The sequence below is a fragment of the Thermodesulfobacteriota bacterium genome (genome assembly GCA_035559815.1).
In the GTDB taxonomy this organism is placed as follows: Bacteria; Desulfobacterota_D; UBA1144; order Nemesobacterales; family CSP1-2; genus DATMAT01.
This window is the reverse complement of sequence record DATMAT010000042.1, coordinates 58,903-85,375: the sequence shown is the minus strand read 5'-3', so window position 1 is coordinate 85,375 and position 26,473 is coordinate 58,903. Positions and strand designations below refer to the sequence as shown.

Genomic DNA, 26,473 nt, shown 5'->3' with positions numbered 1-26,473 from the left:
TTGTCCGGGAATCTCTCCGCCCCCATCTCTAAATACCTGGTGACCGGGAGCCACTGCTTGGTATCGTCGAAGGTGCCAAAGGGCAATGTCCCCTCACCCAGATATCGCGAGTCTCTTGGCCTGAATAAAAGTCGCATATTAGTCTCCTTTGCAAGAAGTGTTTTCCTTGGTATACCTGCGGGGACCTGATCCCCGCAGGTAAAAACAGATTTTAGCTTATAGCCCTCTTTCCCATCTGGAATGGAATATTTAGGTCCAGGGTGCAGTATGGTCATCAGGGTTAGGCTGGTTTTTCAGCCATTTTGACCGGTCATATCGGGCCGCGGAGAAAACAAGTACGACGTTCGTGGCGATAATGGCCTCGGGGGTTGATTTTGTATCCTCTGCCCTCTGCTTTATTATCTCGAATATTGGGTCGGGTATTTGTATTGTTACGGTAGCCATGACTCTTTTTTAACCTCCTTATTGTTAAGCTTTGTTGAGTTTATAAATCCAAGCTAGTCATCTGCGCTTATGCCCTTTTCCTTTCTATACTGGTCTAGGATCTCTCTTTTTACGGTTGGATGCACTTGAAACTCCACTTTGACATCCGAGGGCACTGTCTTGTCGAATTCGTCTTTGCTAAGTTCCTTTGGTCTTTTATCGACGGCCAATTTGTCGTTATCGAGCTGTGATGGTTCAAGTTTCCAGTCGGTAAGCCATTCGTCTCCAAGACCAAACCTCTTTGTCAACTTGTTTATCTCCTCTAATCTTCCTGGAAGAGGACCAGGCGGCTGTATCAATTTAAGTTCTTTGAGTAGATCAACCACCTTCTCATCTCTTTTGAAGGGATTACCCACTTTTCTTTCGAAGAACATTGTCTCAAATGGCGGTCTACCCCTTGCTCCACCACCATCAATTCTCTCAGCGGGATAGCCCACCGTGAGCAGCCAGCAAAAGACATAAGAATCGGGAAGGTTAAAATACTTTTTCACGTTCCTTCTAGCGCCGCCGCTTGCTCCGTTTAGACAGGTTCCAAGTCCTAAGGCGGTCGCCGTTATTATTGCGTTCTGCAAAGCGTTGCCCAAGTCGATGGCAGCAAGCCGATGAAGAATGAAGTCTGGAAGTAGAGCGGGAAGAGGAAATAGCTTTGATACCCGGTCATATTCCCAACCGTGCGCCTTATCCAGTGCTCCGGTTCTCATCAGGTCATGGAGTTGCTGGCCTTGTATATCATAGGCGGCTAAATCGTAGCACCAGAACATAAGTATCGGTGCCATTTGCGTGGTAATTTGACTCCAATCGGATATGAATTCCCAGATATCAGGGTCTTCATCTCGGTAACAGACGATAGCCCGTTGCCCGTTGTAGTTACCGGCAGTGGGTGCAAGCCGAGCTGCCTCAAGCATAGCCTGTACCTTCCATTTTTCAACAGGCTTATTAGGCTCATACCACCTTATAGACCTTCTCAGCCCTATTGCCTCCAGTGTATCCAGAGGTTTTACTTCTTGAGCATTAGGCATTACATCAGAGATTAGCTCACTCATTTCTTCATACCTCCTTTACAAGTTAGAAGTAAAATATATTCTTACATTAGAACATTAATATATATATGTCAAGTAGGAAATCTGAATTTATGATGAATCAGGAATGGACCTGAGCTAGTTGCATAATAAACTGCATAGGAAATTGGCCGAAGAGGAATTGAAAATTAGTTGATTTATAAAAGGGTTTCCTTGTTTGCCTTTATTAAGTTGGTTAGCAAGTCCATTATTGAAATCTCATAAACAGTATCGGGTATGATATTTGTATTAAGAGATGTAAGTAATCTTGAAAAAGAAGCGGATAGTGAATGATATTTACTGAAAACTCAATGCGCGACTATACTGGCTAAGCAGCTACAGTGAAGGTTCGGTTATGAAATCCAAAATGGGGATTGATCAAAACACTCTCGATAAGGAAAAGCCCTTACGAAGTGATGTTCGTTTTTTAGGGAACCTTCTGGGCGAAGTACTCATAGAGCAGGAGGGGAAAAGGATATTCGATATCGTCGAGAGAATGAGGTTCCTCACCAAAGAAATGAGGAGGGATTATGTGCGTGACCTCAAGGAGGAGCTTGTTTCCATCATCCGCAGCCTAAGCTATGATGAGCTTTACAAAGTCGCCCGCGCTTTTACGCTTTATTTCAAGCTGGTTAACATCGCCGAGCAGAACCATCAGATAAGGAGAAGGCGTGAATATAAGTTTATTTCGGATATAGCCGATTCCGGAGAGGGCTCGATAGAGAGTTTATTAAACAAGCTAAAGGAAATGGGAATAGGGTATGATCGATTTCATGAACTGCTCAAAAGAACATCCATAGAGCTTGTGCTCACTGCCCATCCCACCGAAGTGAATCGTCATATAGTCCTGGAGAAGTATCGCCTTATCTCGGCCCTTCTGGGTGAGATTGAAAACCCTGTTCTCACCCCGGATGAAAGGACGAAGATAGAGAAGGAGATACTTGCCGAAATCGTCAGTTTATGGCAGACGGAAGAGGTTCCGCCCTATAAGATCTCCCCCCTGGACGAGGCTAGAAACATACTCTACTACTTCAAAGAGACCATATTCGACGCCCTTACCGAGATGTACCGCGAGTTGGAGGACCAGATAAGAAGGCACTATGGGACGGAAAGAATCAAGGTTCCCAACTTCATCAAATTCGGCTCTTGGGTCGGGGGCGACCGGGACGGTAACCCTTACGTGACCCATAAAGTAACCTATGAAGTGCTCCGGATGCAGAAGAGGCTCGCTTTGGAGAGGTATATCGAGGAGGTGAAAAATATAAGTCGCCAGCTTAGCTCGTCGGCTAAAATAGCCCGGGTTAGTCCTCAACTGATTGAATCTTTGGAAAAGGATAGAGACTTAATACCGGAGGATGTGGATATAAAAAATCCGGCCGAATTTTACCGGATGAAGCTTGAATATGTGCATAAAAAGCTCCTTAACACCATGGAAGTGAACGAGAACAGAAGAACCTACTCCGGTTATTATTACCGGAAAAAGGAAGAATTCCTCGAGGATTTATACGTCATGGATACCAGTCTCCGGGAGAACAAGGGGGGGCGTCTGGCCGACTCCAGGCTGAGGAAGCTAATCCGTCTTGTCCAGCTCTTTGGTTTTCACCTGGCCAAGCTGGATATAAGACAGCATAGTTCGCTCCATTCTTCGGCTATCTCCGAAATCACCGAGCGAATGGGATTGGTTAGCTATAAGGATATGGGAGAGGAAGAAAGATTCGAGTGGCTGGCCAGAGAGCTGGAAAACCCGCGTCCTCTCATTCCTCATTGGCTCGACCTATCGGAAGAGACAAAAGAGATATTGGAAACCTTGATATGGGTGAGGCGTTCTCTCGAGGAGATTAGCCCGGAGGCGGTCGACACCTATATAATAAGCATGACCCACGATGCCAGTAACATATTGGAAGTGCTACTACTGGCAAAAGAAACCGGGCTATATTTCACCGATAGAGACAACATCGTCAGCAGATTGAATATCGTACCGCTATTCGAGACTATAGATGACTTCAAGCGCGCCCCGGATATAATGCGAAAGCTTTATTCACACCCCATTTATGCCAGGCATCTAAACGCCCGAGGCGGTATTTCCGAGATTATGATCGGCTACTCGGACAGCGGCAAAGACGGAGGGCTTCTCTGCGCCAGTTGGGAGAGCCACAAGGTTCAAAGGGCGTTGAAAGAGTTAGCAGACCAGTTTGGACTGAGACAGAAACTATTTCACGGCAGGGGTGGGAGCGTGAGCAGGGGGGGCGGTCCCACAAACCGGGCGATACTGGCCCGTCCTCCCGGAACGGTGGACGGACTCATAAAAATAACCGAGCAGGGAGAGGTCATTTATAGCAACTATTCCCTTCCGGAGATCGCCGAGGACAACTTCGAGCTTATAACCTCGGCGGTGGTCCAGGTAAGTCTCGAACAGAGGGAGATAAAACCGGAATGGGAAGAGGTGATGGAGGAGGTTTCGGAGAACGCCAGGAGGATCTGGAGGGCTCTGGTTTACGAGGACCCCGATTTTTATGCCTATTTCCGGCAGGCTACGCCTATTTCCATGATAGAGCAGATGCACATAGGCTCCCGCCCGGCCAAGAGGAAGCAGAGCGAGCGAATCGAGGACCTGAGGGCAATCCCCTGGGTTTTTAGCTGGACCCAGAATCGACATCTTCTAACCGGTTTATACTCGGTGGGTTCTTCACTCCATGCGTTTGCGGGCAGGAATCCCGGCCATAACCTAAAGATGCTGAAGGAGATGTACGGAAACTGGAGGTTCTTCCGTTCCTTCATAGATAACGTGCAGATAACTATGGCCAAGGCGGATATGTGGATTGCACTCGAATACTCTTTCCTGGTGAGCCCGAGAGAGATAGGCAGGAGAATATTCGAGCAGATAAGAAACGACTATAGGTTGCTGGAGGAGGTAGTGCTCAAGATTACCGAACAGGAAAAAATACTGGACAATAACCCGTTTCTTCAGAAAACGATCGAGTTGAGAAATCCTTATATAGATTCCCTGAGCTACATCCAGGTGGGGCTTTTAAGAAGGCTGAACAAGGGAGACTTTGAGAAGGAAGAAGAAGTCAAGCTCATCGAGAACCTTAAACTCAGCATAAACGGCATTGCCGCCGGTATGAAGAACACGGGCTAGTGTAGTGCTCGGTTCTTTACTTTGGTCTTGGAAATCGGTGCTCGCAGTCCTATGTTCAACTTGGTTAAAATTAAAAGAAACCGGTGCTTACATAGCATATTAGCTGATGAGAGCCAATTCTTAAATTCTAGTATGTTATTATATTTTAATATCATAATATACTGATTTCTTTATGGAGGTTAAAATGAAATGTCCATCCTGTAATATCGAATTGAAAATGTCAGAGAGGCAAGGGGTTGAGATCGATTATTGTCCTCAATGTCGGGGAGTATGGCTGGATCGGGGTGAGCTTGATAAGATCATCGAAAGGATGGAATCTACTTCTTACGCAGAGCGTAGAGAAGGTTATAGTAGGAAGGGATATGAACGGGAAAGCAGGGAAGAATACGAACGTGAGCCCTACAGGCGTAAGAAGAAGTCATTCTGGGGTGACCTCTTTGACTTCGATTAAAGTCCTCATCACGTTTAATATATGGTTTGCTCAAGCTACACTATTATTTACTTAATACACATGCCATTTGAATTCGAACGGAGGATACTTTAGTGAAGTGGTCATGGAAAGTAGGAGAGTTCGCCGGAATAGGTGTATACATACACGCCACCTTCCTACTTATAATAGGCTGGGTAGTGCTTGCCCATTGGACACAGGGTCAAAACCTGGCAACGACCGTAATCGGGGTAATCTTTACACTGGCCATATTCGGCTGTGTTGTCCTCCATGAGTTCGGGCACGCCCTGACAGCCAAGAGGTATGGAATAAAAACCCGGGACATTACTTTGCTGCCGATAGGAGGGGTGGCCCGGCTGGAGCGGATGCCCGACGAGCCCGGACAAGAGCTTTGGGTAGCCCTTGCTGGCCCGGCGGTCAACGTTGTGATAGCGATAATTCTATTTATCTGGATTCGGTCAACCGGCGGCTTTGAGCCTTTGGATAAGCTCAGCATGACCAGCGGCTCTTTTATAGAGCGCCTTCTGATTGTGAACATCTTCCTCGTTTTATTCAACATGATTCCCGCATTTCCCATGGATGGTGGGCGAGTGCTACGGGCAATTCTGGCAATGAGGATGAACTATGTAAGGGCGACCCAGATTGCTGCCACCCTGGGACAAGGCATAGCCTTTATATTCGGGTTCATCGGCCTTTTCAGCAATCCATTTCTTCTGTTCATAGCCCTCTTCGTATGGATAGGAGCGGCCCAGGAGGCCAGTATAACTCAAATAAGGTTTACGCTCGGTGGTATACCGGTGAGCCGGGCTATGATAACCGATTTCCGCACGCTCGGCCCTGACGACCAATTGGCCCATGCCGTAGGCTTGATACTATCTGGCTCACAGCAGGATTTTCCGGTGGTAGAGGACGGGCGGGTGGTGGGAATATTAACTCAAGGCGATTTGATTGGGGCATTAAACCAGCACGGTAGGGAGACCCCGGTGAAGGATGTTATGCGAAAAGACTTTCACCTGATTGATTCCTCGGAGATGCTAGAAAGTGTGTTCGTGCGTCTTCAGAGCGGCAGTTGCCGCACTCTTCCGGTAGTACATAATGGCCGATTAGTCGGGATTGTGACGCCGGAAAACATAAGCGAGTTCATCATGATACAGAGCGCACTGGGTAAAGATAGAGCAGATTTTGATAGAAATATCATATAGTAAAAGCCCAGAGGGAATTAAAATATGAGAGGGATTATATTGGCCTGCTTGATAATTATCCTTATCTCTTTTATTTTTCCGCCATGGATAATCCACTACAACGGAGAAGGTGCTTTTCCCAGAGAGTACGGATTTATTCTTTCTCCGCCTGATGCGACCTATTATTCACTGGATGTGAAGGTACTGATTATGCAGGTCCTGGTCATAATCGGTTTCACATCGGCGGTGCTTGTGCTATTGAAAATACTTAGATAGATATTCCATCTGATAGGGGCTATCCAACCTCCATCAACTTTCAAATGCAATTAAAAACTGTATAATAATTTGCCTAAAGTAATCTGATATTTTGCCTTTGCAAGATACAAAGCAAACACAGTATGGGCGACCCGCCGGGTCGCCCATACATTACGCATCTATTAAATCAGAGGGGTAAATATGAGCCGCCAGAGACCGAAAAAGAGAATTATAAAACCATTCCGAAGGGTAATGGCCGCAAACCGCGGCGAGATAGCCATACGCGTTTTCCGCGCCTGCACCGAACTGGGAATTACCACGGTTGCCATCTACTCGGAAGAAGACGCCTTTTCTCTTCATCGAAACAAGGCGGACGAAGCTTACCTGATAGGGAAAGATAAGGGGCCGGTCGAGGCCTATCTGGACATAAATGGAATCATTCGCCTGGCTAAGGACAAGAATGTAGATGCCATCCACCCCGGATACGGTTTTTTATCCGAGAACAGCCAGTTCGCAAAAGCCTGCATCGAAGCGGGTATTGCCTTCATCGGTCCTAGCCCGGATTCCATTTCTCTAATGGGGGATAAGGCAGAGGCTAGGCGGCTGGCGGCTAGCTTAGGAATACCCATCGTGCCCGGCACCGAGGGTTTTATCAACAGGGATGAGGAGGCTATCGAGTTTGCCGAAGCACATGGCTACCCCATACTGCTCAAGGCGGCACACGGCGGAGGGGGAAGGGGAATAAGGCCTGTATTTGACCGGAAATCACTCCTCGAAAACCTGGCCCAGGCCCGCTCCGAGGCCAGAGCCGCCTTCGGAAGCGACGCCATAATACTGGAGAAATATGTACAAAATCCCAAGCACATCGAGGTGCAGGTTCTAGGGGACCAATACGGGAACGTGGTTCACCTCTTCGAGCGTGACTGCTCCGTACAGAGAAGGCATCAGAAGGTTGCCGAGCTGGCCCCGGCCATCACGCTCGACCCTAAATTAAAGGAAAAGATGTATGAGGCCGCCCTCAGCATTGCTAGGGCGGTCAATTATACCAGCGCCGGAACCGTTGAATTCCTGGTAGACAAAGAAGGAAACTTCTACTTCATAGAGATGAACACCAGGATACAGGTGGAGCATACGGTTACCGAGGTTATTACCGGCATCGACCTGGTTCAGTCACAGATTCGTATTGCCGAGGGATACAAATTATCCGACCCGGAAATAGGCATTTCCAAGGCCTCTCCGGTCAGGAGCCGCGGCATTGCGCTTCAATGCCGTATCACCACCGAGGACCCGGCTAATAACTTCAGGCCGGATATAGGAAGGCTCATTGCCTACCGCTCTCCGGGCGGATTCGGAATAAGGTTAGATGCCGCCAGCGCTTATACCGGCGCGGTAATCACCCCGTACTACGATTCCATGCTAGTCAAGGTTACATCCTGGGGGCTAACATTCGAGCAATGCATAAGCAAGATGGACCGGGCACTCCAGGAATTCCGTATTCGGGGAGTCAAAACTAATATACCATTTTTGCTAAACGTCATCAGGCACCCGGTATTCCGTAGAGGAGAGTGCGCTACTACATTCCTCGAGGAACATCCGGAGATCTTTGAGATCCAAGAGCCGAGGGACCGGGCCACCCGGATTCTAAACTTCATTGGCGACGTCACCGTCAACAGGGCTATGCCCAAGCCGGCCAGTTGGGCCGAGCGCCCACCGCTTACACCGCGGGTTCCGGAGATAGATGGCATCCCGGTCGAGATTCCGGAACACCGACGGGTTTTCGAGAAGGAGGGTCCAGAAGGCTTGGCTAAATGGGTGCTCAAACAAAAACGACTCCTGATTACCGATACCACGTTCAGAGACGCGCATCAATCCCTTCTCACCACCCGAATGAGAACCTTCAACCTACTTAAAATAGCCAGAGCGACGGCTTACTTCGGTAGAAACTTCTTCTCGTACGAGATGTGGGGCGGGGCCACATTTGACGTGTGCCTGCGCTTTTTGAAGGAATGCCCATGGGAGAGACTGGCCCGGCTTAGAGCGGCCATGCCCCATGCCATGTTTCAGATGCTCATTCGCGGTGCCAACGCGGTGGGCTATGCAAACTACCCGGATAACGTCGTTCGTGAGTTCATCAAGGAAGCAGCTTCATCGGGAATAGATATATTCCGTATCTTTGATTGCTTCAATTGGATTCCCAACATGAAGGTGGCCATAGAAACCGCCATGGACACCGGCAAGGTGGTGGAACCAGCTATTTGCTACACTGGGGACATCACCGATCCAAGACGGGATAAATACACGCTGAACTATTATGTCGGCCTGGCTAAGGAGCTTGCCAGTATGGGGGCTCACTTCATCGCCATAAAGGACATGGCCGGCCTTTGCAAGCCCTATGCCGCTTTGAAACTGGTAAAGGCAATTAAAGAAGAGACCGGACTGCCTTTACATTTTCACACCCATGCTACCAGCGGTAACGGCGAGGCCACGGTACTAAAAGCCTCCGAAGCGGGTGCAGACGTGGTTGACCTGGCCATAAGCACCATGTCCGGACAGACGTCCCAGCCCAGCCTTAACGCGGTGGTGGCTGCACTTGAGGGCACCGAACGGGACACCGGGATAGACGTGGAGGGGTTGCACAAGCTCTCGGCTTACTGGGAGGCGGTCAGGGAATATTATGCGCCATTTGAGGGGGACATGAAAACCTCCAATGCCGATGTTTATCTCTACGAAATTCCCGGGGGCCAGTACACGAACCTGAGGGCTCAGGCCAGCGCCCTTGGATTAGGGGACAAGTGGGAGGAGATAAAGCGAATGTTCGCCGAGGTAAACAAGCTCTTCGGGGACATCATCAAGGTTACCCCGTCGTCCAAGGTGGTCGGAGATTTGGCCTTATTTTTAGTGCAAAACAAACTTACCACCGAAGACGTAGTCAAAAAAGCTGACCAGCTCAGCTTCCCGGAATCGGTGGTGGATATGATGAGAGGAAATCTAGGGCAGACACCCGGAGGATTCCCACCCGAGGTGCAGAGGGCGATCCTCAAGGGGGAGAAGCCGATAGAGGTTCGCCCGGGGGAGCTTATACCCCCGGCCGATTTCGACGAGACGGCAAAACGACTGGAGAAACAGCTCGGCCATCCGATTAGCGAGAAAGACCTCATATCCGCTCTCCTTTATCCCGGGGTATTTGAGGAGTTTGACCGACACCGCACGCTCTACGGCGATACATCTGTGGTTCCCACTACGGTCTTTTTCTATGGCATGGAGCCCGGAGACGAGACCTCGATCGAGATCGAGGAAGGTAAAACACTCCTGGTAAAGCTCTTCGCCGTGGGAGAGCTGGAGTCAGACGGCAGGAGACCGCTCCTCTTTGAATTGAACGGACAACCCCGTCCGGTGAGGATTCCGGATAAAGCGGCGGCGGCCAAGGTGATTGAGGGAAGGCCGAAGGCGGATACCAGCAATCCGGATGAGGTAGGGGCGCCGCTCAGCGGAAAGATAGTAAAGTTCTTTATCCGGGAAGGGGACGAGGTTCACCGGGAACAGCCACTCTTCGTCATCGAGGCGATGAAGATGCAGACCAATATCAAGGCCCCAAAGGACGGCGTCGTTCAGAAGATTTTGGTGTCTGAGGGTGACGGAATCGACGCCGGAGACCTGATACTGAGACTCAATTCCCAGGGCTGAATTGAGTTTAGTGACGTAAAGATTTATCGTCAACTATGTATTGCCCAAGCTGAATGAGTGAATTCCCGCTGATTGGTATAGCCAGTATAATTGCTCTGGGCATCGGAGCACAGTGGCTGGCGTGGCGCTTCCGTCTGCCGTCGATATTATTGCTTCTCATTCTTGGATTCGTTGCCGGGCCGGTAACCGGGTTTCTCAACCCGGATGTGCTATTCGGGGAGCTTCTCCTTCCGGTAGTATCCCTTTCCGTATCGATCATACTGTTCGAGGGCGGTTTGAGTTTGAGGCTATCCGAGCTGAAGGAGGTCGGCCGGGTAGTTTTTAACCTGATAACAATCGGGGTGCTAATAACCTGGCTGGCAACCGCCGTGCTCGGACAATACCTGCTCGGTCTCGATTTTTCGTTGGCCATGCTTTTGGGGGCTATACTGGTCGTGACCGGGCCCACGGTAATCGTTCCTCTACTCATGCAAATAAGACCGGTGGGCCGCATCGGCTCGATCGTAAAATGGGAGGGTATCGTCAATGACCCGATAGGCGCGGTGCTGGCGTTGCTGGTGTTTAAGGGGATACTGGCCTCCGGGTTCAGAGAAGCCACCAGCCTAGCCGCCATTGGTATTTTCAAAGCGGTTTTTATAGGTTTGGGAGTGGGCCTGTCGATGGCCGCAATCTTGATCGTGCTCTTGAAGCGCTATTGGATACCGGACTTTCTGCATAACTCGGTTTCGTTAATGATGGTCGTCTTGGCCTTCACTGTATCGGATTCCCTTCAAAACGAATCCGGTCTTCTGGCGGTTACGGTCATGGGAATAGCCCTGGCCAATCAGAACGCCGTGAGCGTTAGGCACATAGTTGAATTCAAAGAGAGTCTCCGGGTGCTGCTCATCTCTTCTTTATTCATAATTCTGGCTGCAAGGTTGCCCAGGAACATTTTCGACTATGTAAACCCTGATAGTTTATTCTTCCTTGCTCTACTAATTCTCTTCGTACGTCCGCTGGCGGTGCTATCGTCCACCTTAAATTCGAGGTTGGGATGGCCGGAGAAGGCTTTTCTGGCATGGATGGCCCCAAGGGGTATTGTAGCGGCGGCCCTGTGCTCGATCTTTGCCCTCCGGTTAGAGGAGGCCGGGAACGCTCAAGCCCATCTGCTGGTGCCGATTACGTTCCTGGTGATAACTGGAACCGTGGCGGTTTACGGGTTGTCGGCTTCCCCCCTGGCGCGCTGGCTCCGCCTGGCAAAACCAAACCCCCAGGGGTGTCTCTTCATAGGGGCGAGCCAATGGGTTTGTGAAATTGCCGTTGCTATCCGGGAAGAGGGCTATCAGGTACTGATGGTGGATGCCAATTGGATGAACATATCCACCGCCCGAAAGATGGGTTTACCGGTGTTCCGCGCCAACATACTTTCCAAGTCGGTCTTGGATAAGATAGAACTTGATGGAATCGGATATCTCGTGGCCGTGACTCCCAATGATGAGGTCAACTCCCTGGCCGCACTCCATTTCCGGGACGTACTGGGCCGCTCAAACGTCTATCAGCTTTCCCCCATGAGCGGGGGAAAGGAGGGCAGGAAGGAAGATGTGATTTCCGAGCATCTCCGCGGTCGCACCTTATTCGGGCCGGAGGAGACCTATTATTCCATGACCTCCCTCTTTGATAACGGTGCCGTGGTGAAAAGAACCCACCTGACCGATGACTTTGACTATAACGCCTTCCGGTCTATGTATGGAGATAAGGCAATTTCTCTCTTCCTGGCTAGGAAGGGTGGGGAGGAGCTCGTTGTCTACGCCGAGGACAACGTACCCACACCCAAGCCGGGACAGACATTGGTTAGTTTAGTTATCGGGGATAGGAAGTAATGCTTTTTGTTTTTTGTACGGAACGCACATGTGCGTTCCCTGCGTTTTTTATTTTGCGTTAGCACCGTTCGGTAACATACAGCCACAAAATCAAGCGATATATCAATGTGTTTTTGTAGGAGGACTGGCCTGACCTGAATGGTGCCGAAGGGTGCACTTCCTGCGTGGTAGGTGTGGATTCTGTATTTTGTACTGAACGCAATCTGCGTTCCTAAGTGTTGGCATAGATTTCGTTTTGTACGGAACGCATACATGCGTTCCGTACAGTTTTTTCTTTGCATCAGCACAGTTCGGTAACATAGAGCTACAAAATAAGATTACATGGGTTACATAAATGTGTTTTTGTAGGGAGAGCAGGCTCGTCCTGAGCTGGTCCCCGATTTAATCGGGGAAGGGTGCGTTCTGTACAGAATTGGTACCAATAGCCAATGTTTGGAAAAATAACGATGATGATAGCGTTGATAAAACCTATGAAACCCGATTGAGCGCTTCCTCTTCGATCCGTATTCTTCTTCTAAGCAGAAGTAAGTTAATTACACTAAACACCACTGCGGTTATATAGCAGGAGAAGATAAGAGGTATCGTCGCAATCTCTATTATTACGGCGATGTAGTTAGGGTGTCGGAGATATTTATACGGGCCGCTAGAAACTATGTTGTGGTCAGGTGCGACTAAAACCTTTGTGTTCCAATAGACTCCGAGGCTGGATATTGTCCAGTATCGAAGGACCTGTGCGCACAAAAATAATATCGCAAAAAGAAACCATAACTCGTTTAATTCTCTCTCGAAGAGCACCTTTTCCGTGACGAGTGAAATCAGAAAGAGGACATGCATTGCCACGATGACTTTATATCCGTCTTTGTCGAATTCAATTGCGCCAATAGACTTGAGGATGCGTTCGTTTCGCCTTGCTAATACCAGTTCGAATAAACGTTGGAGGATTAAAAGAAAGAGAAAAATCAAAAATGCAGTCATATCATACTATCTGATTACCCAGGTTACTTCGGTTTTGAGTATAACAAAATGTAAGGAACGCACCCTTCCCCGATTAAATCGGGGACCAGCTCAGGGCAGGCATGCGTTCCCTACAAAATGCCTTTGAGAGCATTAGTTGTTTTTTTATTCGTGTTCATTGGTGTCGATTCGTGGCTTACATTTGTGGCTTACTATTTTTCGGCTTGAAACAAAAGCAATTCGGAGCTGAATCCGGGGCCGAGTGCGGAGATCAAGCCGTAATCGCCGGTGCTGAAATCCCCCTCGGTGAGAAACTCGTCAAGAACATAGAGCACGGTAGGGGACGACATATTGCCGTGCTCCCGCAAAACCTTCCTCGAATATCTTAGTTCCCCGGACGGAAGGTCTAAGGACTCTTCATAAGAATTTATGACCTTGAGCCCGCCTGGATGTATGACGTAGTGCTTGATGTCGGAAACGGCCAGCTTATGCTTGTGGAGCAGTTCCTCTACATTCGGTCTTACGTATTTTCTCACTATTGATGGAATGTCCTTGCTGAATATAACCTTGAATCCTTGGTCCGCTATCTCCCAGCCCATGACGTCCAGTGAGTCGTAATAGATGGTGGATAGGCAATCCGATAGGTTAACGCCTCTCCGGTTAAAGAGTCTATGGTTTTTACCCACTACTAACGCAGCCGCTGCTCCATCGGAGAAAAGGGCAGTAGCTATAATATGACTCTTGGAATAGTCGTCACGGTGAAAGGCCATGCTGCAGATCTCAAGCGCAATCAGGAGCACCGCGCTATCCGGGAACGCCCGGGTATATTCGAATGCCCGGCTCAAACCGACCGCTCCTCCCACGCACCCTAATCCCCAGATGGGGGTGCGTCTCATATGTGCGTCCAGTTTAAGTTCATTTATCAATACGGCGTCTATACTGGGTGTGGAAATCCCGGTGCTGGATACGAATATAATATGATCAAAATCTGAAAAGCCCGCTCCTATCTTTTCAAGACAGGACAGAGCCGCCCCCTTGGATAAGCGGCAGGCATTTTCTATATATGCTTCATTTCGCTCCTTGAAGCTATGCTCTTTGCCGAACCATTCCTTGGGCAGGGTGAAATGCCTTACCTCGATCGTAGAGTTATCAAAGACGTTGATAAGCCTTTCTATATCCTCGCGCGAATGAGAGAACAGTTGATGTATATAGTCCCTGGCCTCGCTTTGATGGAATTTGTATGGAACATCTGCTGTACCTGCTGAAACCACTTTTGACATGTTAGCTATATTTACTTTTCATCAAGATAAACCGAGTACCATCTTGTCAATGTGTAGACAGCGTACCAAAACACACAGGTTAGGAGACCAACATTCCAGGCTGAGATGCTAACAATAAAAGTATAGCTGATATTGGCTAGAGGATTAGGGCTTAACCTCCAAGACGCCTTTCATGCCCTTATCCTTGTGGCTGTCGAAGAGAAACTTTTTACCACAGTAGAACTCATAGCTTCCCGGTTTCGTTGGGGTGAAGGTCACCTTTACGTCCTTCCCATGCGGTATGTCTTCATCCACGTTCAGCCCGGCGTCCGGGTAGTCGATGGTGAAGTTATGGGGAATCAACGTGGTCACGCTTTTCAGTGTGAGCTCAACCGGTTTGTTCGCCCTTACTACTATATGATCAGGCTCGAACGAGTAGCTGTCCACGATAACATCAATTCTCTGTACTTTGTCCGTTGGAGGGACCTCGGTTTCTTTAGTTGTTCCTGAAACTAAATAATTCTCCAAGAACAATATTAATAAGATCAATAAAGCTAACGTGCCGGATAACCGTCTCATTGTCATGTCTCCTTGCGATTAACTGGTTTTTATCACTAATATTCTATCTTAAGTTTGATTCTTTACCATAGAAGCAACCTTTTCTGACCTTCTGCGATGGCTAATATGTTAAACTATTTAATTAAACGAGTGCTAAAGAGGTGAGGATACTGAGCTTGGACTTCAAATTAAGAGAAGGGAACCCGCTAAGGGTAAAAAGTAGTGTTTTGATGTTGGCCAGGTTTGAGGGGGACGGCCTGATGAACATCGTAAAAAAAGTTGATGAGTCATTAGGCGGGAGCTTGAGCCGAATTTCCCAGGAGGAGAAGTTTAACGGCGAGCTGGGAAAATGCGTTATGTTGAATACGTTAGGAAGAATCGGTGCGGAAAGGGTGTTACTCGTAGGGCTTGGGAAAAAAGGAAGGTTTTCTCCGGACGTGCTCAGGAGGGCGGGCATATTAGCTGCCAAAAAGACCAAACCTTACTCCGGGAATATTTCCATTGGCCTCGATATTGGAGGGCACAACGGTAATGTATCGGCTCTAATTGAGGGCTTTATGCTTGGAAGTTACGAGTTCGATAAATACAAGAGCGGAAACAAAAAAGAAAACAGTAACCGGGTGATAGAATTATTCTCCAATAAAATTGGTGAACGAGGTTTTAAAAGAGAATTGGAATTTGCCAGAATTATTTCTGAAGCTACAAACTTCGCCCGCGACCTGGTCAACGAGCCGCCTGCGGTCATAACCCCCACTAAACTCGCCGATATCGCCGAGGAGATAGCCGAGGAAGAAAAGCTCGGATGTGAAATATTCGACCGGAAGGATATGGAAGAAATGGGAATGGGTGCTCTCCTTGCGGTTTCATCGGGAAGCGACGAGCCTCCAAAGTTTATCCACCTTACCTACGAGCCCAAGAGAAGGTCCGGTAAGACCGTGGCCATCGTCGGCAAGGGGATTACGTTCGACAGCGGCGGGCTTTGCATAAAGCCCAGGGACAACATGCGAACGATGAAGATGGATATGTCCGGTGCGGCCGTGGTTTTGGCGGTTATGAAGGTAATTTCCAGGCTCAAACCCTCAGTACGTGTCCACGGTCTTATCTCTGCTACCGAAAACATGCCCGGGGGAAAAGCTTACAAGCCAGACGATATAGTTCGGGCGCTCAATGGAAAAACGATCGAGGTGATCGACACCGATGCGGAGGGAAGGATAGTCCTTTCCGATGCACTTTCATACGCCGTGCAGTTAAAGGCGGATGAGATCGTAGACTTAGCTACGCTGACCGGGGCCTGCATTGTAGCGTTGGGGGGTTACACGGCCGGGATTATGGGAAATAACGATAGGCTCATGAATAAAGTTATCAAGGCGTCAAGACTGGCCGGAGAAAAAGTGTGGCAGCTCCCGCTTGATGATGAGCTTAGAAAGGATATCGAGAGTGACATAGCAGACGTCAAGAATGTCGGCGGCAGATGGGGCGGGGCTATTACTGCGGCCATGTTCCTGGAGAAGTTTGTCGGGGATACGCCCTGGGTTCATCTGGATATTGCCGGCCCCGCTTTCAACGAGAAGGGGGGCGATTTATATCCGAAGGGGGCGACCGGCTTCGGCGTGAGGACCATGATCAGATATATTCTTGACTGATGTATGGTTTTAATTTGATACTATTCTGTATATACATGTTTATCATAATTCATTGTGAGTACCTTCGATGAGTCTACACCGAGGGTGTCTGATGTTCTTGACCTATACTCCGTGGAGCAATCTGACATGGGCTGTCATTCCGAGCCATGTCCTGAGCGGAAGTGAAGGAGCAGCGAAGAATCTAACGGATTGCTTCGTCGCTTTACTCCAATGACACTGGAAATAGGATTATTACAATATCACATAGCTCAGTTCTAGCTGTAAGCTCGTTGATTTTCAAGCTGAATCTGCTCTAACTTTGCTACTAGTAAGAGCCAATGACGATGACAGAGAGGGCCATTGATTCAATCATGAAATACAATTTTGTGGAGCTAAAGCTTCAAGGGGAGATCCCCGATGAGGAGGATAGTTTTATCATCCCTTTTCTCCCGAGAAGGAAAAGGATGACTGTTTGGGACTTGGAGAAGTTATTAAGCGGCGTCTCGGAGAATACTAACGTCGCCGGCGTGCTGATTAAAATCGGCAGCCTTAAAATCGGACTGGCCCGAGCGGAGACGATTAGAAGGGCAATAATTGAACTCAGGGAGAAGGGTAAAAAGGTCTTTGCCTACCTGGAAGGCGGGGATAATATCGAATACCTGATAGCCTCGGCCGCGGATTACATCGTAGTTCCACCCTGGACAATTTTGAACCTGCTCGGGCTAAGCGCGGAGGTTACATTCTTTAGAGACGCCCTGAATAAGCTGGGGATAGAGGCTCAGATCAAGGGACTCGGCGAGTATAAGAGCGCCGCTGAGACTTTTACCAGAAGCGATATGTCCGAGCCCCATAAGGAGATGATTAATTCGATCATCGACGACCTTTTCTCTCAGTTTATAAAATACGTTTCCGAGGGAAGAGGCATTGATGAAAAGAAGCTAAAAGCACTGATAGACTCTGCACCATTCACCGCTCAGGAAGCCCTGGCCCATGGGCTGGTCAACGAACTGGGATACGAAACAGACCTGGAAAAAAGGATAGAGGAAATCCTGAGCACCAAGATACGAAAGATTAGTGCAACCGGTTTACTTCGAGTTATAACCGGGAGAGACCTGTTTCGCTTAATAGACGAGAGAATCAGGGGGAGGGCGGGAATAATCGCCCTCATATGCGATTCGGGCATAATAACCCAGGGTGAAAGCAGGGGAAGCGGGGGAGGACCCAAGACTATAGGTTCTCAAACCCTGGCTAAGATGCTGGAGAGGTTAGCCGCTGACCCGGGGATAAAGGCTATAGTCCTTCGCTTGTCGAGCCCGGGGGGTTCAGGGATTGCCTCCGATTTGGTACGCAATCAAATTAAGGCTATTTCTCAAAAAAAGCCGGTGATAGTCTCGATGTCCGATGTTGCCGCCTCCGGCGGGTATATGATTGCGCTAGGCGCCAGGAAGATTGTAGCCGACCCCCTTACCCTCACCGGCTCTATCGGCATCATTTCGGGCAAGTTTAACATGGAGAACCTGCTTAAGAAGCTCGGTATCTACAAGGAGTGGGTCAAGCGGGGGAAGAGGGCGCTTATATATTCTAGCTATAAAGCCTTCACTAAGGGTGAAGAGCAGAAACTCGGCTTCATCATGAAATCATTGTACGATGATTTTGTGGGGAAGGTGGCCCAGGTCAGGGACATGGATTTTAAGGATGCAGAGCAGTTGGCACGAGGAAGAGTATGGACGGGAAGACAGGCTAAGGAACTGGGATTGGTTGATGAACTGGGCGGCATTAAGAGTGCCATCAACCTGGCTAAAAAAGAGGCGGGCATTCCCGGTCATTTAACGCCGGTCATAAGGCTTTATTCGAAGCCTAAATACATACAGGTCTCTCCTATTGGCAAGTTCTTCTTCGGAGAACAGCTAGATTCTTTGGTGGATAGTCTTCGGACATTGAAGGGGGAGAAGATCCTGGCCATGATGCCATTTTGGATTGATTTTAAATGATGCTAGGAAAAAAATCGTGGCTGGGGGTCTTTATCCTTCTAGGCATGGTTCGACGGAGTTTACTCCTTCCCCGATCGGATCGGGGACCAGCTCAGGACGGGCTTTAAGCGCAGTCGAAAGGCTCACCATGAAAGAGAGAGGAAACTCATTCTAATACCACTTAATCCTAAATACCATGACTAAGTCAATAATAACCCCTTTACTATCCCCTTCGTTCTGAGTGGTGAGCTTGCCGATAATCCCGTTCGTCCTGAATAGTGAGCCTGTCGAACTATCGAAGGACGAACTCCTTAGGTTCTAAATTTATACTTCGACCAGGCTCAGTATGATGCGTCGACACGCTCAGCATGAGCGGTGGTTTACCCACTGGTAAAGAAAAATAAAAATGCCCATTTATTCTGAGCCCTTCGGCGTAGTTTATCTTGAGCATAGCCGAAAGGCTCAGGGTAAACTAGGACGAAGGGTGAGTTCTGAAACCCTTCACCAAGGTATATAATCGAGCCAATTGATGAACTTTTGGTCCTTCCCTTTTACTATGTCGAAGAACCGGTCCTGTAGTCTTTTGGTTATTCCTCCGGGTTTGCCGTTTCCAATCGGCCTCCCGTCGACTTCCCTGATCGGGGTGATCTCGGCGGCGGTTCCGGTGAAGAACGCCTCATCTGCTATGTAAAGCTCGTCCCGCGTGAACCGCTCTTGAACTATCTTTATTCCCTCGTCGTCGGCGATTTCTATGGCTGTGTTTCTGGTGATTCCCTCCAGGATCGAGGTTAGGGGAGGGGTTTTGAGTGTACCGTTTCTGACGATAAATATGTTTTCTCCACTCCCTTCGGAAACGTATCCTTCGGTGTCCAGCATGAGTGCCTCGTCAAACCCCAGAGAGGTCACTTCCAGCTTTGCCATAACCGAGTTGACGTAGTTCCCGCATATCTTTGCCTTGGTCATATGGGTGTTCACATGCATCCGGGTGTAAGAAGAAATCTTTGCCCTGATCCCCTTGGTTAAACCCTCGTCCCCCAGGTATGCCCCCCAGGGGTATGCGGCAATGGCCACCCTGATCGGGTTATCTTTGGGATGGACGCCCATCACTCCGTCGCCGATGAAGGCAATCGGCCGGATATATGCCTCCTTGAGTTGGTTTACGATGAGAACCTTGAATATAGCCTTCCGTAATTCCTCCTTGGAAAAAGGTATGTTTATTTGTCCGATTCGGGCGGAGGAATAAAGCCGGTCTATATGGTCGGACAGGCGGAATATGGCCGGTCGTCCGTCGTGGCACTGATAAGCCCTGATGCCCTCAAAGACTCCTAGTCCGTAATGAAGGGTGTGCGTAAGCACGTGAACCTTTGCCTCATTCCAGGGAATCATCTCGCCATCAAACCAAATCAAGTAATTGTGTTTGTCGGACATGCAAAATTTCTCCTAAGTTGCAGAAGGCTCATAGAATATTCCTTATTCAACACGGAGTTGTCAAGTAAATAAGCCCTCAATATCCTTGACTATGAATCTTTTTATCGGGATAATACTATTCTCATAAGCTGTGAGGGGAGAATAGATTGGCGGGACAGGTAATAATAAAAAAGTACAGCAATAGAAGGTTATATGACACCAACAATAAACGTTATGTAACCTTGGAAGAAATAGCCAACATCATCAAGGAAGGCAACGAGGTTAAGGTCCTTGACTCGCAGACGGACGAGGATATTACCAAGGTCATACTGATACAGGTCGTACTGGAGAGCGAAAAAAACAAGGTGGATATCCTTCCCACATCGTTTCTCCACATGCTAATCAAGTATGGAAACAGGATAGCCAAGGATTTCTTCGAGAATTACTTTCTGATGATGTTCCAGCCTTATCTATCCTTCCAGGAAAGCATGAAGAAGAACCTTCGTTGGTGGCAGGAGGTGGGCTGGCTCCCTCCGGGAATGAAGCCTCCTATACCCACAAGGAATCTTGAAGAAGCCAATTCCGGCGGTCGGTATGACGGGGAGAAGGATTCGGCTTCCGAGGAAACGCAGTTTTTACCGCCGCAAATGCTGGAGATGGAGTTTCTTCGGCAAAGAGTTAAGGAGCTTGAGGAGAAGGTTAAATCCATCGATAAGCCCAAAAAGAGCCGGGCTAAAGAAAAGCATCCTGGCTAGCGTTTATCACTTTACAACCAAATTTATCATCCTGTTTTATAATTGTTCATACTTGTCCAAAATGAGAGATTGCATCGCGGGGATCTGAGGTAGCTATGAAGAGGGAGGGAATTCTGGGAACGGCATCGCTGGCAATGACGGCCCGGAAGGATTTTCCCTTTCCCTCACTTTTGGGAAAGGAGAACGGAGGGAAACCCGCTCGCCCTGAGCCTAGTCGAAGGGCGTTCATGGTTCGACGGAGTTTATCCCTTCCCCGATTAGATCGGGGACCAGCTCTGGGCAGGCTTTGAGCGCAGTTGAAAGGCTCATGGTTCGACTCCGCTCACCATGAAGGACATGGAAAATTCACAGCAATATCTCTTCACCCTGAAACTGAGACGAAGGGTGAGTAGGGTTAAAAGCTATTTCAACAATAGGATTAGGATGGCACTCGCGTAGCGGAGATAAAAGGGGTTGCCCCGATTTTAAAAAGACGTTTTATCTACTTGAAGGCCTTGTCTTACTAGTTTGAACCTCTGGTTTCTAATTATTTTGGACAGCAGTGATAATTGCCAACAATTGTTCATCGAATCTTCAAGGATGGGGCCTAATTTATTCGGCTTAGCAGACTTGGTGTAGTAATTTATTACTGTAGGGTAGGGGCGCGCTGCAGCGTGCCCCTACAACTATCATTCATGACAATGACAGCAATTGAGGCGACAATATATTCAGGCTTTCCGATAAAATGGGTATGGGTGGGTTGACACGAAAATGATCAAAGCACTTCGATTCTATCGGCTTCTACTATATCTCCGGCTGATAGCACTCCATCAATCTCGATATTATCTCCGACCAATAAATCTTCACAAATTAGGTCATCATCATTATCGAGTATTATTTCAGTGGCGGAGCTTACCTGAACTATAACTTCTGTATCACTATCTACTTCCACCTCTAAAGTGCCGGAATCTCCGGAGCAGTTGTTTTCGATAATGTCCCCTTCGAAAACCACGTTTATGTCTTCAAATTCTACATTTCCATTGGTAATGGTTATGTTTCCAACGTCCACTTCGGCTCCGGGGAATACGGTGATGCTGGTTAGGGCTATTCGTTCTAGGCTTTCGTCAAGAAACTCAAGCCTGGCCGGAGAGCCGCTGAAATTTCCTTCGATTCGAAAGAATCCGTCGGCATCGGTTATGTCTGAAAACAGATTTCCGCTGTCCTCGTCCTCTACTTCGACGGTTATACCCTCTATATCAGTATCAGGTGTAATTTCGGTTATTGTTCCTTGAAGGACTGCGTCGTTATTTCCTCCGTTACCGTTGTCATTGTCGGAGCTAAATTTTATGTCGCAGCCGCCTGATATGAGTAAAGAGATAGTTATAATGATTAATACAAAACTGAGTACAGAAGTAATTTTTTTCGTCCTCATTCATGCCTCCGGGTATCTCGCTATGTGAATTTTGAATAATATTATACTGACGGTGGGCGGGTTTTCATTAGATAATCCCTTTATGGCATGGTAAATTGGTAAGCTAAGAACCTGATAATGGAATCACCGACAAGAGTACTCTTCATAAACCACTCTGTGAGGGACGGGGGCCCGGGGCGAAGCCTCTTTTATATCCTGAAATATGTAGATAAAACCAGAATTGACCCTTTTGTCCTGGTGCCCAAGGAGGATGTTTTTACCGATTTGGTAAGAAATGAGGGTCTTGGAGATAGGATTATCGTCGAAAGAAAATTCCCGGAGAACGTTCTCAGGCCGCGGCTCAATTGGAGTTGGCTCAGGAGTGATGATGAGCCTCCTGCCTTATCCAGACTATTCAAAATTCTCTCGGTAATCTTGAATATCCTCGACCTGGCTCTATTCGTAATTTCTTCTCCATTTTTAATAAGAAGGAAGAGAATAAACATAATATACTGCAACGGCACGGTGGCTAAGATCGTGGGCGCGCTGATGGGCGTTTTTAGCCTATGTCCGGTTATATGGCATGTAAGGAATATTCAACAAACCAAAGCTCTATGGCTAACCATCAACCTTCTCTCCGCCCTTCCGGTGGTGAAAAAGATTATATGTGTCTCCAACCCTACTGCGGGTCAGTTTCATTTTAGCCGGGATAAGATAGTGGTTATCCATAATGGGATTGACCCTCAAGACTTCGACCCGGAAAAGACAATGGGCGTTTTACGCCACGAGTTCAACATTCCGGAGGGGGCGATCGTAGTGGGAAGCACGGGGAGGATAGTCCCGAAGAAGGGTTATGAATACCTGATAAGGTCGGCCCTTGCCGTGAAAGGCAGTATGGGTAACGATATGGCCAAGGTTAGATTCGTTATTGTCGGGGATACGCCCTATTTTTTCCAGGATAATCATCTACAGTTTTTAAAAGGTTTGGTGAGGAACCATGACCTTGAGGGTTTCTTCATCTTTACCGGATACAAAAAGGATGTAAGGCCTTACCTCAAGGACTTTGACGTTTTTGTCATACCCTCTAACTATCCGGACCCTTTTCCGAGGGTGGTTATAGAGGCTATGTGCTTTGGCTTGCCGGTAGTAGGCTTCAGCGTCGGCGGTATTGTAGAAGCTGTGGAAAACGGGGTGACCGGGATACTCAACCAGCCCGGGAATACCGAGCAGATGGGTAAGTCTATATCCCGGCTTATTTCAGACCGGCCTCTTCGCCTATCGATGGGAGCAGCCGGCAGGGAGAGGGTGATGAGGTTATTTTCTGCAAAGGATAGAAGCAGTGATGTGGAGAAAAATATATTGGAAGTGGCGGAGAAATATACCTAGAATAAGTGTGGGCGTTTGGACGTATGGGCATAGCTCACTGCCCCACACACCGTTCACCCCCATACCCCCATACTCTCATCACTTCCTCCTTCTCTCCCTGAATATCAACTTTATGGGTGTTCCCTCTAAATCGAATTCCTGTCTTAGCCTGTTCTCCAAAAATTTCTGATAGCTCTCCGGAATCCCTTTAATACGGTTTGTGAATATCACAAATGTGGGCGGCTTGGTCATGGGCTGGGATATGTAATAGAACTTAATCTCCGTTCCCTTATAGATCGGAGGAGGGTTTGTTTTAAGGACTGCTTCGAGCATTCTGTTAAGCGGCTTCGTGGCGATTCTCCGGCTGTAGTTCTGATAGACAAGCTCTATGCAGTCAAATATCTTGTTCACCCGCTTCCCGGTTAATGCGGATATGGAAATAACCGGGGCAAAGTCTATCTCCTTTAACCTGTCCCTGGTTATGTCTTCGATGCCGGTTGTCTCAGCAATCTTCTCCGGGACCAGGTCCCATTTATTCAGCAAAATAACGCATCCCTTTCCCTTGTCGTGTATGAGCTCTCCGATGCGGGCATCCTGGTGGGTCGGTCCTTCCTGGCTGTCGATCATGAGTAAAACAACGTCGGCTCTTTCGATTGTCTTGATCGCTCTTAGCACACTGTACCTCTCCACGGAGAAGGTGACCTTTGATTTTCTTCTTATACCGGCGGTGTCGATGAATATATATTTCTTGCTGCCCCTTTCTACGTAGGTGTCTATGGAGTCCCTGGTGGTTCCCGGTAGTGGGCTCGTGAGTAACCTCTCTTCGCCTAGGATTTTATTAATCAGGGTGGATTTGCCCACGTTAGGCTTACCCACTACTGCTACCCTGATGGCGTTCTGGTCATGGTCATCGGCTATAGCATCCGTTTGCGGAAGGTTCTCTACAATAGCGTCGAGAAGCTCGTCCATCCTTCTTCCATGGACGGCGGATACGGAGACGAACTTGTCAACCCCCAGGGAATGAAAGTCAAGAGCGCTTATTTCGTGCTTTTCATGGTCGACTTTATTCACCACGTAAAGAACGGGTTTTGTCCTCTTTCTTAAGAGCTTGGAGATCTCTATGTCCTGGGGCATTACCTCGGTTTTTCCATCCAAGATGAAGAGAATGAGGTCTGCCTCGTTTATGGCCACCTCGATCTGGCTTTTTATCAAGGATAGGTAAAAGTCATCGGACTCAGGCTCGAGTCCGCCGGTGTCGATTATGTTAAATTCGACCCCGGCCCATTCCGCCTCTCCGTATATCCGGTCCCTGGTTACCCCGGGGACGTCTTCCACTATGGCCTTCTGCCAGCCGATAATCCTGTTAAATAATGTGGATTTTCCCACGTTCGGCCTTCCCACAATGGCCACGAGCGGTTTTCTTCTTTTAATTTTTTCCTTGGTTTTATTCATGAATTAGGTCTCAATGATACCATATTATTTTAATGAGTTGGCTCTAGATCCGCTATTGCATTCAGAATTGATTTTTCGTTTATATCAAACTTGTCAAAAATAAGAGACTAATTATCAGAGCTTGCCCGATACTTATCAAAGGGCTCTAGTGACGGACAAAGAGAAAGCAACCCCTCTTTAATTCCCCCCTCTGTAAGCCAGTCCCAGCGGAGTCGAAGGGACTGTTCAGCCCAGTCAAAGGGCAGAAGGATGCACCTTATTTTATAGGCACTACTAACTAGATGGCCAGTTTATGAAGCTTTTCTTTTAGCTCGGAATTACATGGGATGATTGTGCATCTCTTCATCTCACCCACATTACACACCCCTAAATCCCCTCTCAAGAGGGGACTTGCTGTAGAGATTCCCCTCTAGAGAGGGGTGTCCCGAAGGGACGGGGTGTGTTAGTGTAGAGAAGGGTGTAACTGAGGTGTAGAAAAGATACTCTGACAAATAGGGTTAGGAGAGCGCTTGCATAGCGAACATAAAAGAGATTTTAAGAGGGCGTTTTTGTTTGTCGAAGAGGCTTGTTTTATGAGAGTGAATCTATTAGTTTCTAATTATTTTGGACAGCAGCGAGTTCGTCTATAAAGATTGAAATCAGTTTTTACATACCAGTTTGCTTAGGACTTTTGGAAATGATTCTTTATACTCCTGAGGACAAACCGGTGATGATAAGCCAGTTGCTCCTCTGAATACTGGTGCTCCTTGCCGTAGGGACAGGCGCGCCGGGAGGCACAGTTATCATTGCACGTATTGCTACTCACTCGAAATTTCATGCAGGCGTAGTAGTCCCATCCATCTTTTTCAGAAATCGTTCTTGCCGGGCAGGCAGATATACACGGTTTCGAGCAAGGAGGACATGGATCGAAATACTCTAAGGGTTTATCATAGGCTTTGAATTCCAAGTCGGTGATGATAGCCCCACGTAGGGAAATCCATGAGCCGTATTCGGGATGAATCAAAATACCCAATAGGCTTTTGACGCCTATTCCTCCCAGTTCTCCTAGCTTAGAGAAATCGAGCGTGTAGTCCGTATGATCAAATGGAAATGACGTCCTGTAATTTACCTTTTCATCTTCGAGGATCCGGCGTGCTGATTCAAAAGAGAACAAAGTATAGTCATCAATCCAATGTTCTCTTGTGTTTTTGAATTCCCAGTTTTTTTCAAGAAAGGTTTGTAAGATGCTCCAAAAATCTTTACCGGCAAAGCCAACCAGTATGAGGGAATTAGCGCCGGGCAAGAGGTTGGCAATGCGTCGTTTTTCCGCGGCATTTCTATCATAGTCCTCGGCTCTTATCAGGCGGATAAGATTAAACCCACGCGCCGAAAATAGTTGCGATAGTCCCTGGTATAATTCGTCTGAGGTCATTTTAAGTCTACCAACAACATTTAAATTTTATCCTGATAATTGCATGTGGTGAAAGAAATCAGTCCTAATTAACTGGGCCAATCTTATATCCGCTATTGCTAACTGCAGTTAATTATTAATTATAATCAAACGTTTCCAGAATAAGAGATTCATTTTCGGAGTTGGCCTGATGAAACAAAGGACTTCAATAATGGACAAAGAAGAAGCAACACTAAAATTTTCC

Annotated in this window: 20 protein-coding genes; 11 read left to right on the top strand and 9 right to left on the bottom strand. The window is 47.9% G+C overall.

The annotated features are described in order from the left end of the window. Positions 1-249: 249 nt before the first annotated feature. Together VNN20_11570 and VNN20_11565 are read right to left on the bottom strand one after the other, a co-directional pair. On the bottom strand, positions 250-444 hold the full coding sequence (locus VNN20_11570; GenBank protein HWP92820.1) for a hypothetical protein: 195 nt from the start codon (positions 442-444) through the stop codon (positions 250-252). A 53-nt stretch (positions 445-497) separates the two neighbouring features. Beyond that, positions 498-1,526: a nitroreductase family protein gene (locus VNN20_11565; protein HWP92819.1), complete on the bottom strand. Its 1,029-nt coding sequence runs from the start codon at positions 1,524-1,526 to the stop codon at positions 498-500. A 370-nt stretch (positions 1,527-1,896) separates the two neighbouring features. Here VNN20_11565 and ppc point away from each other — a divergent pair, with 370 nt between their 5' ends. The 6 genes from ppc (at position 1,897) to VNN20_11535 (ending at position 12,107) form a co-directional block, all read left to right on the top strand. Beyond that, positions 1,897-4,680: a phosphoenolpyruvate carboxylase gene (gene ppc, locus VNN20_11560; protein ID HWP92818.1), complete on the top strand. Its 2,784-nt coding sequence runs from the start codon at positions 1,897-1,899 to the stop codon at positions 4,678-4,680. 184 nt (positions 4,681-4,864) lie between these two features. Beyond that, complete coding sequence (locus VNN20_11555) at positions 4,865-5,131, top strand: zf-TFIIB domain-containing protein (GenBank protein ID HWP92817.1); 267 nt, start codon at positions 4,865-4,867, stop codon at positions 5,129-5,131. A 92-nt stretch (positions 5,132-5,223) separates the two neighbouring features. Beyond that, positions 5,224-6,330, top strand: coding sequence for a site-2 protease family protein (locus VNN20_11550; GenBank protein HWP92816.1), 1,107 nt, complete (start codon positions 5,224-5,226; stop codon positions 6,328-6,330). Positions 6,331-6,354: 24 nt separating this feature from the next. Beyond that, positions 6,355-6,585 carry a hypothetical protein gene (locus VNN20_11545; GenBank protein ID HWP92815.1) on the top strand — a complete coding sequence of 77 codons (231 nt, stop codon included), beginning with the start codon at positions 6,355-6,357 and terminating at the stop codon, positions 6,583-6,585. A 180-nt stretch (positions 6,586-6,765) separates the two neighbouring features. Beyond that, positions 6,766-10,248, top strand: coding sequence for a pyruvate carboxylase (locus VNN20_11540; protein ID HWP92814.1), 3,483 nt, complete (start codon positions 6,766-6,768; stop codon positions 10,246-10,248). Positions 10,249-10,301: 53 nt separating this feature from the next. Further along, the gene (locus tag VNN20_11535) at positions 10,302-12,107 is read left to right on the top strand and encodes a sodium:proton antiporter (GenBank protein ID HWP92813.1); all 1,806 of its coding nucleotides are present in this window, start codon (positions 10,302-10,304) and stop codon (positions 12,105-12,107) included. Between the two features lie 468 nt (positions 12,108-12,575). Here the strand turns inward: VNN20_11535 and VNN20_11530 are convergent, their stop codons facing one another. From VNN20_11530 to VNN20_11520, 3 genes are all read right to left on the bottom strand, one after another. Next, the gene (locus VNN20_11530) at positions 12,576-13,082 is read right to left on the bottom strand and encodes an isoprenylcysteine carboxylmethyltransferase family protein (protein ID HWP92812.1); all 507 of its coding nucleotides are present in this window, start codon (positions 13,080-13,082) and stop codon (positions 12,576-12,578) included. A gap of 191 nt (positions 13,083-13,273) precedes the next feature. Beyond that, positions 13,274-14,341: a 3-oxoacyl-[acyl-carrier-protein] synthase III C-terminal domain-containing protein gene (locus VNN20_11525; protein ID HWP92811.1), complete on the bottom strand. Its 1,068-nt coding sequence runs from the start codon at positions 14,339-14,341 to the stop codon at positions 13,274-13,276. A gap of 144 nt (positions 14,342-14,485) precedes the next feature. Then, complete coding sequence (locus VNN20_11520) at positions 14,486-14,899, bottom strand: cupredoxin domain-containing protein (protein HWP92810.1); 414 nt, start codon at positions 14,897-14,899, stop codon at positions 14,486-14,488. Positions 14,900-15,054: 155 nt separating this feature from the next. Between VNN20_11520 and VNN20_11515 the strand changes: the two genes are divergently transcribed. After that, positions 15,055-16,521 (top strand): leucyl aminopeptidase, encoded by a 1,467-nt coding sequence (locus VNN20_11515; GenBank protein HWP92809.1) that lies wholly within the window; start codon positions 15,055-15,057, stop codon positions 16,519-16,521. A 323-nt stretch (positions 16,522-16,844) separates the two neighbouring features. Then, positions 16,845-18,491 (top strand): signal peptide peptidase SppA, encoded by a 1,647-nt coding sequence (gene sppA / locus VNN20_11510; protein ID HWP92808.1) that lies wholly within the window; start codon positions 16,845-16,847, stop codon positions 18,489-18,491. A gap of 480 nt (positions 18,492-18,971) precedes the next feature. Here sppA and VNN20_11505 read toward each other — a convergent pair whose 3' ends face one another. After that, positions 18,972-19,898, bottom strand: coding sequence for a branched-chain amino acid transaminase (locus tag VNN20_11505; GenBank protein HWP92807.1), 927 nt, complete (start codon positions 19,896-19,898; stop codon positions 18,972-18,974). A gap of 146 nt (positions 19,899-20,044) precedes the next feature. Between VNN20_11505 and VNN20_11500 the strand changes: the two genes are divergently transcribed. Together VNN20_11500 and VNN20_11495 are read left to right on the top strand one after the other, a co-directional pair. Further along, a complete protein-coding gene (locus VNN20_11500) occupies positions 20,045-20,632 on the top strand; it encodes a polyhydroxyalkanoate synthesis regulator DNA-binding domain-containing protein (protein HWP92806.1) in 588 nt (195 codons plus the stop codon). A gap of 95 nt (positions 20,633-20,727) precedes the next feature. Next, entirely contained in the window at positions 20,728-20,922 is a 195-nt protein-coding gene (locus VNN20_11495) for a hypothetical protein (protein HWP92805.1), read from the top strand. Positions 20,923-21,386: 464 nt separating this feature from the next. Here the strand turns inward: VNN20_11495 and VNN20_11490 are convergent, their stop codons facing one another. Beyond that, positions 21,387-22,043, bottom strand: coding sequence for a hypothetical protein (locus tag VNN20_11490; GenBank protein HWP92804.1), 657 nt, complete (start codon positions 22,041-22,043; stop codon positions 21,387-21,389). Positions 22,044-22,160: 117 nt separating this feature from the next. Between VNN20_11490 and VNN20_11485 the strand changes: the two genes are divergently transcribed. After that, on the top strand, positions 22,161-23,408 hold the full coding sequence (locus tag VNN20_11485) for a glycosyltransferase family 4 protein (protein ID HWP92803.1): 1,248 nt from the start codon (positions 22,161-22,163) through the stop codon (positions 23,406-23,408). A gap of 78 nt (positions 23,409-23,486) precedes the next feature. Here VNN20_11485 and der read toward each other — a convergent pair whose 3' ends face one another. Together der and VNN20_11475 are read right to left on the bottom strand one after the other, a co-directional pair. Beyond that, the gene (gene der / locus VNN20_11480) at positions 23,487-24,839 is read right to left on the bottom strand and encodes a ribosome biogenesis GTPase Der (protein ID HWP92802.1); all 1,353 of its coding nucleotides are present in this window, start codon (positions 24,837-24,839) and stop codon (positions 23,487-23,489) included. A gap of 661 nt (positions 24,840-25,500) precedes the next feature. Continuing rightward, positions 25,501-26,250 (bottom strand): hypothetical protein, encoded by a 750-nt coding sequence (locus tag VNN20_11475; GenBank protein ID HWP92801.1) that lies wholly within the window; start codon positions 26,248-26,250, stop codon positions 25,501-25,503. Between the last annotated feature and the right edge of the window lie 223 nt (positions 26,251-26,473).

Bases quoted from the DNA above. Each gene is read 5' to 3' on its own strand.
- VNN20_11570 (HWP92820.1), bottom strand. From the start codon at position 444: ATGGCTACCGTAACAATACAAATACCCGACCCAATATTCGAGATAATA.
- VNN20_11565 (HWP92819.1), bottom strand. From the start codon at position 1,526: ATGAGTGAGCTAATCTCTGATGTAATGCCTAATGCTCAAGAAGTAAAA.
- ppc (HWP92818.1), top strand. From the start codon at position 1,897: ATGAAATCCAAAATGGGGATTGATCAAAACACTCTCGATAAGGAAAAG.
- VNN20_11555 (HWP92817.1), top strand. From the start codon at position 4,865: ATGAAATGTCCATCCTGTAATATCGAATTGAAAATGTCAGAGAGGCAA.
- VNN20_11545 (HWP92815.1), top strand. From the start codon at position 6,355: ATGAGAGGGATTATATTGGCCTGCTTGATAATTATCCTTATCTCTTTT.
- VNN20_11540 (HWP92814.1), top strand. From the start codon at position 6,766: ATGAGCCGCCAGAGACCGAAAAAGAGAATTATAAAACCATTCCGAAGG.
- VNN20_11535 (HWP92813.1), top strand. From the start codon at position 10,302: ATGAGTGAATTCCCGCTGATTGGTATAGCCAGTATAATTGCTCTGGGC.
- VNN20_11530 (HWP92812.1), bottom strand. From the start codon at position 13,082: ATGACTGCATTTTTGATTTTTCTCTTTCTTTTAATCCTCCAACGTTTA.
- VNN20_11525 (HWP92811.1), bottom strand. From the start codon at position 14,341: ATGTCAAAAGTGGTTTCAGCAGGTACAGCAGATGTTCCATACAAATTC.
- VNN20_11520 (HWP92810.1), bottom strand. From the start codon at position 14,899: ATGAGACGGTTATCCGGCACGTTAGCTTTATTGATCTTATTAATATTG.
- sppA (HWP92808.1), top strand. From the start codon at position 16,845: ATGACAGAGAGGGCCATTGATTCAATCATGAAATACAATTTTGTGGAG.
- VNN20_11505 (HWP92807.1), bottom strand. From the start codon at position 19,898: ATGTCCGACAAACACAATTACTTGATTTGGTTTGATGGCGAGATGATT.
- VNN20_11495 (HWP92805.1), top strand. From the start codon at position 20,728: ATGAAGAGGGAGGGAATTCTGGGAACGGCATCGCTGGCAATGACGGCC.
- VNN20_11490 (HWP92804.1), bottom strand. From the start codon at position 22,043: ATGAGGACGAAAAAAATTACTTCTGTACTCAGTTTTGTATTAATCATT.
- VNN20_11485 (HWP92803.1), top strand. From the start codon at position 22,161: ATGGAATCACCGACAAGAGTACTCTTCATAAACCACTCTGTGAGGGAC.
- der (HWP92802.1), bottom strand. From the start codon at position 24,839: ATGAATAAAACCAAGGAAAAAATTAAAAGAAGAAAACCGCTCGTGGCC.
- VNN20_11475 (HWP92801.1), bottom strand. From the start codon at position 26,250: ATGACCTCAGACGAATTATACCAGGGACTATCGCAACTATTTTCGGCG.